The organism is Stenotrophomonas sp. YAU14D1_LEIMI4_1, from assembly GCF_003086815.1.
Taxonomy (GTDB): domain Bacteria; phylum Pseudomonadota; class Gammaproteobacteria; order Xanthomonadales; family Xanthomonadaceae; genus Stenotrophomonas.
On sequence record NZ_CP025997.1, the window covers coordinates 3,679,867 to 3,691,667 of the forward strand.

Below are 11,801 nucleotides of genomic sequence, written 5' to 3' on the forward strand. Positions count from 1 at the left end.
CCATCCCTGCCCGCCCGTTCGCTGCCCCCCGCTACCGAGATCTTCATGACCGCTCTGTTCAGTCCCTTCACCCTGAAGGGCATCACGCTCCGCAACCGCATCGCCATTCCGCCCATGTGCCAGTACTCGGCGCACGAGGGCTATCTCAGCCCGTGGCACACCACCCATTACGCCGGCATGGCGCGGGGTGGCGCCGGTCTGGTCATCGTTGAAGCCACCGCCGTTTCCGCTGAAGGCCGCATCACCCCCGGCTGTGCCGGGCTGTGGGAAGACGGCCAGATCGAAGGCATGGCGCAGGTTGCCGCGGCAATCAAGGCCGCCGGCGCCGTGCCGGGCATCCAGATCGGCCACGCCGGGCGCAAGGCCAGCGCCAACCTGCCGTGGGAAGGCGACGACCACATTGCCGAGGGCGACCGCCGCGGCTGGCCGACGCTGGCGCCGTCCGCACTGGCCTTCGGCGGCGGGCTGGGCAAGGTGCCGCAGGCAATGACACTCGATGACATCGCGCGCGTGCAGGCCGATTTCGTAGCCGCCGCCCAACGCGCGCTTGCCGCCGGTTTCCAGTGGCTGGAACTGCACTTCGCCCATGGCTATCTGGCACAGAGCTTCTTCTCGCCGGTGGCCAACCAGCGTACCGATGCCTACGGCGGCAGCGCTGAAAACCGCGGCCGCTTCCTGCGCGAAACCCTGGCCGCCGTGCGCCGCGTGTGGCCCGAACACCTGCCGCTGACCGCGCGCTTCGGCGTCGTGGAATACGACGGCAACGATGAGAGCTTCTACGACGAAGCCGCGCAGCTGGTGCGTGACATGCGCGATGGGGGGCTGGATCTGATCGACGCCAGCATCGGCTTTTCCACCGCCGCCAGTCGCGCGCCGTGGGGCCCGGGCTTCTTCGTTCCGGTGGCCGCACGCCTGAAGCGCGATGTGCAGATGCCGGTGGCCGCAAGCTGGTGCATCGACGATCCGCACATGGCCGAACAGGCCGTGGCCGAGGGCAGCATGGACCTGGTGCTGATCGCCCGTGCACACCTGGCCAACCCGCACTACCCGTACCAGCTGGCGCTGGCACTGGGCGAACAGAACCCGGCCGGCGTGCTGCCGCCGCCCTACGCCTACTGGCTGTCGCGCTACCGCGGCCCCGGCAAGGGCGCCGCGCAGTAACGGCGCAGCACCGGCGCCGTTGTCAGCCGCTGCCGTGGAACTGCAGCCCCACCCCGGGCAGCGTCTGGATGTAACGCGGTGCGGCGGCTCTGTCGCCGATCTTCGGCCGCAGGCGTGCCAGCAGGATGCGGATGTAGTGCGCATCGCGGTTGTGGGTGGGGCCCCATATGCCGGTCAGGATGACCGGCTGGGTCACCACCCGCCCGGCGTTGCGGGCCAGCAGCAGAAGCAGGGCGTACTCCTTGCGCGACAGCGCAAGGGGGCTGCCCTGGAAGGTAACCACGTGGGTCTGGTCGTCGATGCACAGGCAACCGTCATCGAAGTGGAACGGCGCATCACCGCTGCGGCTGGCCGAGCGCAGCAGCACCCGGATGCGCGCCATCAGTTCATCGATGCCGAACGGCTTGGTGACGTAGTCGTGTGCACCGCCATCGAGTGCGGCCACTTTCTCGCGCTCACCGGCGCGCGCCGTGAGCATGATCACCGGCGCTGGCGAAAACGCCCGCAGCTGGGCCAGCACCGCCTGCCCGTCCATGTCGGGCAGGCCGACATCCAGCACGACGATATCCACGCTGCAGCTGCGGGCCACGTCCAGCCCGCCCTGCCCGTTCTCGGCCAGCAGCACCGTATAGCCCTGTGCGCGCAGGCTGATCTGCAGGAAGCGACGGATATGCGGCTCATCATCGATGACCAGCACGTTGATGCCCGATTCCACGGTGGCAGCCTGCATCACATCCGGTTCCTCACGCCGCCGTGGGCCGCAGCAGCGGCAGGGTGATGCGGATGACGGTGCCCACGCCATCCGGCCCGGCAAACGCTTCAACCGATCCGCCATGCGCGCCGATCATGCCCTGCGCGATGGTCAGGCCCAGCCCGGTGCCCTTGCGGTTCCGGTCACCACGCTCGACGCTGTAGAACATGTCGAAGATGCGCTTGCGCTCGTCCTCGGGAATGCCGGGGCCACGATCACGCACGTCGATCTGCAGGTTGCCACCGAGCAGGCGAGCGGACACATCCACCGCCGCGCCCGGTGGTGAGAACCTCGCGGCGTTCTCCAGCACATTGAACAGCCCCTGTTCGACCAGCGCCGGATGCACCCAGATGGGCGGAACGTCCCCGGCAACGGCCACATCCAGCGTGACCGCCGGCTGATACCGGCGCAGACGCCCGGCGGCCGATCCGATCAGCTCATCCACGCCCACCCAGTCCCGGTTCAACGTCAGCCCATCGTGGCCCAACCGGGTCATGTCCAGCAGGTTCTGGATGTAGCGATCCAGCCGATCGCCCTCCTCCAGGATGGTGTCCAGCAGGTTCGCCTTGTCCTCGGCCGACAGCGCATCCGGGTAGCTCACCAGGCTGCTGGCCGAACCAATCATCGACGCCAGCGGCGAGCGCAGGTCATGCGACACCGACGACAGAAGCGCCGAGCGCAGGCGCTCGGTTTCATTGCTCACCCGCGCGCCTTCCAGATCGGCCACCAGCCGGGTGCGCATGATGGCCTGGGTCACATCGTCGATCATCGCTTCGGCAAGGCGGCGCTGCTCGGGCGCCAGGCGCGCGGTGTCCTCGCCCCAGCGCAGCCCCATCACGCCCACCACGGTGCGGTTGGCCAGCAGCGGAACGAACCACCACGGCGAGGCGGCCAGCGTGTCGGTGAAGCGCCCGGCCTGCTGGCGGTGCGCCAATGACCAGTCCGCCGCCGCCCGATCGGTGCCCTGCAGCAGCGTACCGGGCGACTGCTCGGTGCGATCGGCGGACTGGATCCACACCGCAACCCCCAGGCTGCGTTCCATCGCAATGCGCCCCACATGCAGCACCTGGCCCAGGTCGGCCGCGCTGCTCAGGCCGCGCCCCAGCCGCTCCATCATCGTGGCCTGCGCATTGACCGCGCGCAGCGCCAGGATCTGTGCGCGCAGCCGGGTGGCCAGGCTGCCACACACCAGCGCGGCCACCAGGAAGATGACCACCGTGGCCACGCCGCGGTTGGCGCTGATGCTGAAGGTGAAGGTGGGTTCGATGAAGAAGAAGTTGTAGCTGAAGAAGCACAGCGCCGCGGTGCCAACCACGCCCAGCATGCTGGTGCGGGTGGCCACCAGGATCACCGCCACGATGAAGACCATCGACATGTCGTCGATTCCGAGCCACCGCTGCGCCATCCACGCAGCCACGATCGCGCCCAGCGTGGCCAGCACGGCGGCGGTCAGATCGTGCCGCAGCAGCGAACGGTCGGGAATGCGCAGGTGGCGGCGCGCACGCGCACGTGCTTCGGGCGAGCTGATGATGACCAGTTCGTAATGCGCTCCGCGCTGCAGCAGTTGCTGGGTCAGCGTGCGGTTGATCATGCGGGCCAGTGGCCGCTCGCGGGTGCGGCCCACGATCAGCGTGGAGGCACCGCAGCGTTCGGCGTGGTCCAGCAGCGCATCGGCCACGTGGGTGCCGTGCACCACCTCGGCGTCCGCACCCAGGCTGCGTGCCAGCGCGAAGGCACGGTCCAGCTCGGCCTGGCGCGTGGCCTCCACCGGCTTGCCCGACTGCACCGTCACCACCGTCCAGGGCGCATCGCGGCGCTGGGCGATCCTGCGCCCCGCGCGCACCATGTATTCCGATGCGCCCATGCCATCGATGGCGATCAACACCCGGTTGCGCAGGGCAATGCCGGGCAGGCCGCGTGCAATCTGCGATTCGCGCAGGTCTTCTTCCACGTGGTCGGCCGCGGTCTGCATGGCCAGTTCGCGCAGCGCCGCCAGGTTGGACGGCGAGAAGAACGCCTGCAAGGCGTGGGTCGCCTGCTCGGGCAGGTAGACCTTGCCCTGGTTCAGGCGTTCGATCAGTTCGCGCGCGGGAAGGTCGACCAGGCGGATGTCGCGCAGGCGGTCGAACACCGCATCGGGCACGGTCTCGCTGACGCGGATGCCGGTGATGCGATGGACGACGTCGTTCAGGCTTTCCAGGTGCTGGATGTTGATCGTGGTGTAGACATCGATGCCCGCATCCAACAGATCGATCACATCCTGCCAGCGCCGTTCATGGCGGCTTCCCGGAACGTTGCGATGGGCCAGTTCATCGATCAGCGCCACCTGCGGGCGGCGCGCCAGGATCGCATCGACATCCAGTTCCTGCAGCTTGCGGCCCTGGTATTCAATGCGCCTGCGCGGAATCAGCTCCAGCCCGTCCACCAGCGCGGCGGTTTCGGAGCGGCCGTGGGTTTCGACGATCCCCACCACCAGGTCGATGCCCTGGCGGCGCAGCTCGCGTGCGCGCGACAGCATGGCGTAGGTCTTGCCCACGCCGGGCGCGGCGCCCAGGAAGACGGTCAGGTGGCCGCTGTTCTGCCGGCGCAGTTCGCCCGCCAGCGCATCGGCCTTGGCGTTGCGGTCATCGTTCATGGGCAGGTTCCATCAGGGCTGCGCAGGCCCCTGTGCGTGCACAGGGGCGGCTCGATCCGAGCGTGCCGCCCTCAGTTCCGGGTCGGGGCCGGTGTCACCTGGTCCAGCGCCAGGTTCAGCTCCAGCACGTTTACGTGCGGCGCACCATAGAGGCCGAAGCGCATGCCTTCGGTGTGCCTGGCCAGCAAGGCCTGCACATCGGCAGCCTGCATGCCGCGCGCTTTGGCCACGCGCTGCACCTGGATCTGCGCGGCCTGCGGCGAGAGATGCGGATCGATGCCGCCACCGGACTGGGTCACCAGGTCGCTGGGCACCGCCTCCGGCGCCACGCCGTCGCGCGCCGCCACGGCCGCGCGGGCCTCGTCCACCCGCTTGCGCAGGTCCGGGTTGGTGCGGGCCTGGTTGCTGCCGGCCAGCGCCATCACGTCGTACGACGCCGCCGACGGGCGCGACTGGAAGTAGCGGTCATCGGCAAACGGCTGTGCCACCAGCGCCGAGCCGACCACCTTGCCGTCGCGCTCGATCAGGCTGCCACTGGCGGCCGCGGGGAACATCAGTTTCCCCAGGTTGGTGGCCGCCAGCGAGTAGACGAAACCGAAGCCCAGCAGCGAGGTGATCGCCAGGCCGATGGATGCGCGCCAGACACCACTGCGCGTGGGAGCGGCGTGCGACGAAGCGTGTTCAATGATGTTGTTCATGGCAGGTCCTCAGGCACCGAACACGGCGGCCAGCGCCATGTCGATCAGTTTGATGGCCGGGAACGGCAGCAGCACGCCGCCCAGGCCGTACACCAGCACATTGCGGCGCAGCAGCGCGGTGGCGCTGGCGGCACGGAAGCGAACGCCGCGCAGGGCCAGCGGAATCAGGATCGGAATGATGATCGCGTTGAAGATCAGCGCGGCCACCACCGCATTGGTCGGGCTGGACAGGTGCATCACGTTCAGCGCGGCCATCGAGGGAACGGCGGCGAACATCGCCGGCAGGATGGCGAAGTACTTGGACACGTCGTTGGCCAGCGAGAACGTGGTCAGCGCGCCGCGGGTGATCAACTGCTGCTTGCCCACTTCCACCACTTGCAGCAGCTTGGCCGGATCCGAATCCAGGTCGACCATGTTGCCGGCCTCCTTGGCCGCCTGCGTGCCCGAGTTCATCGCCAGGCCGACGTCGGCCTGCGCCAGCGCCGGCGCATCGTTGGTGCCGTCGCCAACCATGGCGACCAAGCGCCCCAAGGCCTGCTCCTGGCGGATGCGGGCCAGCTTGTCTTCCGGGCGTGCCTCGGCGATGTAGTCATCCACGCCGGCTTCGGCAGCGATGGCTGCGGCGGTCAGCGGGTTGTCGCCGGTGATCATCACCGTCTTGATGCCCATCGCACGCAGCTGCGCGAACTTTTCCTTGATGCCGTGCTTGACCACGTCGGACAGTTCGATCACGCCCAGCAGGTGGCGACCATCGGCCACCACCAGCGGCGTCGCACCATTGCGGGCCACCTGCTCCACGCGCGCCGACAGTTCCGGCGACGGCTCAGAGCCCAGCGACTGCGCGTACTTCACCATGGCGTCGATGGCGCCCTTGCGGATCGCACGTACCTGCCCATCGGCCAGGTTCAGGTCGACACCGGACATGCGGGTGTGCGCACTGAAGGGCACGAAGTGCGCATTGGCCGGTTCCTCGATGGGCGTGTTCGGCTGGCGGGCAAGCTTCACGATCGACTTGCCTTCCGGGGTCGGGTCGGCCAGCGAGGACAGCAACGCTGCTTCGCGCAGGCGCTGCATGTCCACGCCCGCCAGCGGATGGAACGCCGTGGCCTGGCGATCGCCGTGGGTGATGGTGCCGGTCTTGTCCAGCAGCAGCACGTCCACGTCACCGGCCACTTCCACCGCCTTGCCCGATTTGGCCAGCACGTTGGACGACAGCGCGCGGTTCATGCCGGCAATGCCGATGGCCGGCAGCAGGCCACCGATGGTGGTCGGGATCAGGCAGACCAGCAACGCGATCAGCAGCAGCGGGTCCAGCGAAATACCCACGAAGCCTGCGATGGACGGCAGGGTCAGCACCACGATCAGGAAGGTCAGCGTCATGGTGACCAGCAGCAGACCCAGCGCGATCTCGTTGGGGGTCTTCTGCCGGTTGGCACCTTCCACCAGCGAGATCATGCGGTCCAGGAAGCTGTTGCCTGGTTCGGCGGTCACCCGCACCACGATCTCGTCGGACAACACCTTGGTGCCACCGATCACGCCGGAGCGGTCGGTACCGGCCTCACGCAGCACCGGCGCCGATTCGCCGGTCACCGCCGATTCGTTGATGGTGGCCAAACCACGGATGATCTCGCCGTCGGCGGGCACGATCTCGCCCGCCGACACCACCACCAGATCGTCCGGGCGCAGTTCGGCGGCCGGCACTGATACGGCGCTGGCCGGCATGGCCGCGTCGCTGATTCTGCGTGCCACCAGATCCTTGCGCGCACGGCGCAGCGAGGCGGCCTGGCCGCGACCGCGCGCTTCGGCCACGGCCTCGGCGAAGTTGGCGAACAGCACGGTGACCAGCAGCAGTGCGGTAACCGCCCAGCCGGTGCCGGTGGCGGCCTTGCCGGTGATGGTCAGGCCCGCCGTGAGCAGGGTGCCCAGCCACACCACGGCCATCACCGGGTTGCGGAAGGCATGGCCAGGCGACAGCTTGGCGAAGGACGCAATGACAGCGGCCTTGAACCCGGCGGCATCCAGCAGCGCCGGGCGCCCGGGGCGCTGCCCGGTGTGCATGGAAGTATCAGTCATTGGGAAATCCTCAGAAGGCCTTGAGCGCCAGGTGATCGGCGATGGGGCCCAGCACCAGAACCGGCATGAACTGAAGCAGGGTCAGGATGACGACCACCGCGATCAGGGTGAGTGCGAAGGTGGGCGTTTCCACGTGCAGCGTGCCCGGGCTTTCCGGAACGGCACGCTTGCGCGCCAACATCGCCGAAATGACCAGCGGGATGATCAGTGCCGGGTAGCGGCCCAGCGCCAGCACCACCGCACAGGTCAGGTTCCACCAGTAGGTGGCATCGCCCAGACCTTCGAAGCCGGAGCCGTTGTTGGCAAAGGCCGAAGTGAATTCATAGAACACCTGGCTGATGCCGTGGAAGGACGGATTGGAATTGCCGGTCAGGCTGGGCACGGCCAGGGTGATAGCGGTGAAGGACAGCAGCACCAGCGGCTGCAGCAGCACCAGCACGGCCAGCAGTTTCACTTCCGGCGCTTCGATCTTGCGGCCGAACAGTTCCGGGGTGCGGCCGGTCATCAGGCCGGCCAGGAACACGCTCAGCAACAGGTAGACCAGGAACTGCTGCAGGCCGCAGCCGATGCCACCCCAGATGGAATTGACCAGCATGTTGCCGATCGTGACCAGGCCGGTCAGCGGCGCCAGCGAATCGTGCATGGCGTTGACCGAGCCGTTGGAGGTCTGCGTGGTCAACGCCGCCCACAGCGCGGAAGCGTCGGCGCCGAAGCGCACTTCCTTGCCCTCCATCAGCGCAATGTCCGTACTGGTGGACGACAGTGATTCAGACCACAGGGCCACACCGGTGGAAACCAGCGACATCGCCAGCATGGTGCCGACCACCAGCGCGGTGAAGCGGCGGCGCCCAGTGAAGGCGCTGACCATGAAGGCGATGCTGACCGGAATCAGGATCAGGGCCAGGGTTTCCAGCAGGTTGGAAAGGGCAGTCGGGTTTTCCAGCGGCACGGCACTGTTGGGGCCGTACCAGCCACCGCCATTGGTACCCAGCTGCTTGGCCGCCACCATCGAGGCCACCGGCCCCAGCGGAATCTTCTGCTCGGCCATGCCCGCAGACGCGTCGATGGGCGTGGCCACCGGGCCGCCGTTCAAGGTGGACGGCACGCCCTGCCAGGTCAGCAGCAGCGACCACAGCAGGCACAGCGGCAGCATCAGGCGCACGGCCGGGCGGATGACATCGGCCCAGTAGTTGCCCAGGTCGGGTTCGCCATCGGTTGCAACGACCGGCGTCGCACGATCCTTGCCCGTAGCGGCCAGCACATCGCGCCTGCGCCCGCCAAACAGACCGCGCAGGGTTGCCACCACCAGGGCCAGGCCCATCATCGGGGTGATCACCTGCAGGCCAACGATGCCGGTCATCTGCGCGAAGTAGGACAACTGCGCCTGGCCGGAATAGTGCTGCTGGTTGGTGTTGGTCAGGAACGAGACCATGGTGTGCAGCGCCAGGTCCCAGCGCATGTTCGGCGCGCTGTTGGGGTTCAGCGGCAACCAGGCTTGGGTCATGAAGATGGCCAGGGTCAGCACGGCCAGCACCAGGTTGCTGACCAGGAACGCCGTAACGTACTGCTTCCAGCCCATACCTTGGCCAGGCGCAACGCCCAGCATGCGATAGAGCGGCCGTTCGATCAGGCCAAACACGCGGTCACCCCACATGGGGTTGCCACGCATCACCGCCGCCAGATAGCGGCCAATGGGCCAGCCCAGCAACAGGGCCAGCGCAATTACGGAAAGGAACTCGAACATGGGATGTCCCACCTTGTTGTGGTTGGATCGCCGTGCGCGCGGGCGCGCCTGCCAGCGATGCCGGACTCAGTTCAGAACGACGCCTGCAGCGCGGCTTCGACGCGCGAACCCGCCAGATCGGGGAAGATGCGCTTGGCTGCCGAATCGGTGGCGTGCGCGGTCACGCGCAGTTCGAACGGTGCCTTGAAGGCCCAGATGCCGCTCAGTTGGCCGTGCGTGTAGCTGTCGTTGTAGGCGTCTTCCAGCCAGTAATGGCCCACGGCAGCCTCGAAGCGGACGCTGTCGCTGACCGGCAGTCGCGCGCCCAGCTGCGCGTACACGCCGCGCTCATCGGTGGCCAGTGCATCGGGCGAGTACGCCACCTGCAGCCAGTAGTTCTGCTTCCAGGTCACGGTGCTGTTCAATTCGGTCCAGTTCAGATCCACCGTGGTGGACGGGTACCGGTAGTGGGTCAGGTTGACGTCCAGCGCCCAATCGTCGGACAGGCCACCGGACCAGCCGGCTATGAAATCCAGCTCGCTGCTGGCATGGGTATCCGGCGCGAATTCGACGTTGGAGCCCCAGACCGAAGCGTACCAGCCCGATTCGGCACTGGCCTTGAAGCCGGCCTGCACGGCCGCATCGCCCTGGGTCTGGCTGGAACCACGCCACACGTAATCATTGGCAATGGCGGCCGAGCCGGACACGGTGGCCGCATGGCTGCTGAGCGCGGTGCCGGCGAACAGGACAAGGCCGGCCAGGCTACGGATGGCGATGACCTGGGCGCTGACGCGCTGGCCCGGGAAGAGGTGCAGAGACATGGAATGACAACTCACAGGATGGCTGTTCAGCCGATGCGAAATTGTCGAATCGATGCCTGTAAAAAGCCCATTCCCGCGTTGATACGCCGCGTAAAATCTTCATAAAATTTCACGCACCGCTGGCGACGATGCAGCGCACCGCGCCGGCCGTTACGTTGATTTTATGCAAGGGCGGCAGAACACGGCTGGCGATTTTACGTAGCCCACCGCGACCATGGCATCACCGCACCGCAGGGTGTGAAACCAGAACCGCCATGACCGTGATCGTGATTCGCCACGCAACCCCCAGCAGTGTGCCGCCGAGCCTGCCTGCGCACTTGGGCAACCATCCCGTGGTCTGCAAAGACTGCAGTGGCGTGGAAGAGATTCGCCAGTGTCTGTGCCAGATCGACGCCCAGCCCCGCGACTGGGTGGTGCTGGAACTGGGTGCCGTGGATGAGCAGCAATGGTGCGAACAGGCCGCCGCGCTGGGCCACGCGCTGGACCAGCTGCCGGCGCAGTACATCGAAGTCCAGGCCACCTGCGAACTGGACCTGCAGTCGCGGCTGCGCCTGCAGCACGCGCCGGCCGCCGTGGTGGTCGACCATCGCAACGCGCAGGGCGGCTACCCGCTCTCGCTGGGCATCATCCGCCACCGTCTGGCCATGGAGGCCTGAGCCATGTCGATCTTCATCATTCGTGGCCCGGAAGCCAGTGGCCGCCTGATCCGCACGGCCGCACCGCTGCCCAGTCCGGTTTTGAAGGCGCTGGTGGAACGGGCGATCGATGCCGGCACCACCATCGCCATCCGCGCGTGCGGTTCCGAGCAGGAACTGCTGGACGCGCTGCGCGTGGCCGACCACAGCCGCGGCGAGATCACCCTGCTCGACCCCGGTGCGTGCGCCGACAGCGCCCGCCTGCAGCGCCTGCTGCCGCATCTGCATAACGCCTATGTGGAAGTGCACGACGATGGCGCGCAGCGCGAGACCTGCATTCCCGCCGGCGCGGGGCGCCGGCTGGCGGTGGCCAGTGGCTATGGCGCGCAGAGCTATGCGTTGGGGCTGGAGATCGCGCTGGAACACCTGGGGCTGGCCGAAGACAGCAACCACTTCCACGTGGGGACCTGAGCCGCGCCGGCGGATTTGTAGCGTCGCGCCATGCTCGACGGACGGTCGGCAATGGGTGTCGCAATCGGCGCGCCGCAGCGTGCGTCTGCAGCGCATCGGTGTATTGCAACAATTTCGATCTTTCCAACTTTCCTCATTGGCGGCCAAGGACGTCCATGCGAAACATGTGTGGCCACCGAAAAAGGGTGGCACGGGCTTGCAATCCCGTTTGATAAACGTAGTAAAGCTGGTCTGCCGGCGTCGCCCATTCCCTGTGGGTGGCGCCGGCAGACAATCTGCTCGCGTATCTATGGCGGGCGGGGCGTGGGGGCTTCGGCCCACCGGCGTTTCACTACGTTTCCACCGGGATTGCAACCACGCACCGTCCGCCACCCTTGCTGTTAAGCGGGGTGGCTTCTTTGCCGCATGCAGAAGGAAGCCGCCATGAGCACCTCGCGATACCCGTACCTGTTCGCCACCTTGGGCGAGGCCGCCAACACGCTGCCCGATGAACTTGCCCAGCCGCTGGAAACCACGCTTGCCGCCCAGCAGACCGACGTGGGCATCACCCTGCTGGGCAGCCTGCAGCGCATCCGCCAGGTAGACGCCGCCGATGGCCAGCCGCTGCAGCGCAAGGGGCGCAGTACCGGCCAATGCATGGCGCTGGCGCGCATCAATCGCGCCAACGCCGGGCTGACGCTGCTGCTGGAACTGCTGCACGCCAGCGAGCGCGTGCGCGTGGATGGCGACGAAGCGCAGCAGGTCGGCAACGATGTGCGCGAAGGCCTGCTTCTGGCGTGCCGTGGCCTGGCCGAATATGTGGATGTGCAGGTGCACGCGGCCTGAGGCTCGCC

At 67.4% G+C, this 11,801-nt stretch carries 10 protein-coding genes; 4 read left to right on the forward strand and 6 right to left on the reverse strand.

Translation table 11 applies throughout. The features are described from left to right. Window positions 1–45 precede the first annotated feature (45 nt). The gene (locus tag C1932_RS16945; RefSeq protein WP_108763477.1) at window positions 46–1,161 is read left to right on the forward strand and encodes an NADH:flavin oxidoreductase/NADH oxidase; all 1,116 of its coding nucleotides are present in this window, start codon (window positions 46–48) and stop codon (window positions 1,159–1,161) included. 22 nt (window positions 1,162–1,183) lie between these two features. On the opposite strand, the gene C1932_RS16950 is transcribed toward C1932_RS16945, so the two are convergent. From C1932_RS16950 to C1932_RS16975, 6 genes are all read right to left on the reverse strand, one after another. After that, window positions 1,184–1,891, reverse strand: a complete 708-nt coding sequence (locus tag C1932_RS16950) for a response regulator transcription factor (protein ID WP_108762947.1) — start codon at window positions 1,889–1,891, stop codon at window positions 1,184–1,186. A gap of 13 nt (window positions 1,892–1,904) precedes the next feature. Further along, window positions 1,905–4,547: a sensor histidine kinase KdpD gene (locus tag C1932_RS16955; protein WP_108762948.1), complete on the reverse strand. Its 2,643-nt coding sequence runs from the start codon at window positions 4,545–4,547 to the stop codon at window positions 1,905–1,907. 71 nt (window positions 4,548–4,618) lie between these two features. Then, a complete protein-coding gene (gene kdpC / locus C1932_RS16960; RefSeq protein WP_108762949.1) occupies window positions 4,619–5,245 on the reverse strand; it encodes a potassium-transporting ATPase subunit KdpC in 627 nt (208 codons plus the stop codon). A 9-nt stretch (window positions 5,246–5,254) separates the two neighbouring features. Further along, on the reverse strand, window positions 5,255–7,303 hold the full coding sequence (gene kdpB, locus C1932_RS16965; protein ID WP_234412395.1) for a potassium-transporting ATPase subunit KdpB: 2,049 nt from the start codon (window positions 7,301–7,303) through the stop codon (window positions 5,255–5,257). Window positions 7,304–7,328: 25 nt separating this feature from the next. Then, entirely contained in the window at window positions 7,329–9,062 is a 1,734-nt protein-coding gene (gene kdpA / locus C1932_RS16970) for a potassium-transporting ATPase subunit KdpA (protein ID WP_108762951.1), read from the reverse strand. Window positions 9,063–9,133: 71 nt separating this feature from the next. Then, the gene (locus C1932_RS16975) at window positions 9,134–9,862 is read right to left on the reverse strand and encodes a TorF family putative porin (protein ID WP_108762952.1); all 729 of its coding nucleotides are present in this window, start codon (window positions 9,860–9,862) and stop codon (window positions 9,134–9,136) included. A gap of 356 nt (window positions 9,863–10,218) precedes the next feature. Here C1932_RS16975 and C1932_RS16980 point away from each other — a divergent pair, with 356 nt between their 5' ends. The 3 genes from C1932_RS16980 to C1932_RS16990 all read left to right on the forward strand — a co-directional run bounded on the left by C1932_RS16980 (window position 10,219) and on the right by C1932_RS16990 (window position 11,793). Beyond that, entirely contained in the window at window positions 10,219–10,518 is a 300-nt protein-coding gene (locus C1932_RS16980; RefSeq protein WP_234412176.1) for a hypothetical protein, read from the forward strand. A gap of 3 nt (window positions 10,519–10,521) precedes the next feature. Beyond that, on the forward strand, window positions 10,522–10,968 hold the full coding sequence (locus tag C1932_RS16985) for a 3-dehydroquinate dehydratase (protein ID WP_108762954.1): 447 nt from the start codon (window positions 10,522–10,524) through the stop codon (window positions 10,966–10,968). A gap of 423 nt (window positions 10,969–11,391) precedes the next feature. Next, window positions 11,392–11,793 (forward strand): hypothetical protein, encoded by a 402-nt coding sequence (locus C1932_RS16990; RefSeq protein ID WP_108763478.1) that lies wholly within the window; start codon window positions 11,392–11,394, stop codon window positions 11,791–11,793. Window positions 11,794–11,801 lie beyond the last annotated feature (8 nt).

Excerpts from the sequence above, each read along its gene's own strand:
- C1932_RS16955 (WP_108762948.1), bottom strand. The coding sequence starts at position 4,547 with ATGAACGATGACCGCAACGCCAAGGCCGATGCGCTGGCGGGCGAACTG.
- kdpA (WP_108762951.1), bottom strand. The coding sequence starts at position 9,062 with ATGTTCGAGTTCCTTTCCGTAATTGCGCTGGCCCTGTTGCTGGGCTGG.
- kdpB (WP_234412395.1), bottom strand. The coding sequence starts at position 7,303 with ATGCACACCGGGCAGCGCCCCGGGCGCCCGGCGCTGCTGGATGCCGCC.
- C1932_RS16990 (WP_108763478.1), top strand. The coding sequence starts at position 11,392 with ATGAGCACCTCGCGATACCCGTACCTGTTCGCCACCTTGGGCGAGGCC.
- C1932_RS16950 (WP_108762947.1), bottom strand. The coding sequence starts at position 1,891 with ATGCAGGCTGCCACCGTGGAATCGGGCATCAACGTGCTGGTCATCGAT.
- C1932_RS16975 (WP_108762952.1), bottom strand. The coding sequence starts at position 9,862 with ATGTCTCTGCACCTCTTCCCGGGCCAGCGCGTCAGCGCCCAGGTCATC.
- C1932_RS16945 (WP_108763477.1), top strand. The coding sequence starts at position 46 with ATGACCGCTCTGTTCAGTCCCTTCACCCTGAAGGGCATCACGCTCCGC.
- kdpC (WP_108762949.1), bottom strand. The coding sequence starts at position 5,245 with ATGAACAACATCATTGAACACGCTTCGTCGCACGCCGCTCCCACGCGC.
- C1932_RS16985 (WP_108762954.1), top strand. The coding sequence starts at position 10,522 with ATGTCGATCTTCATCATTCGTGGCCCGGAAGCCAGTGGCCGCCTGATC.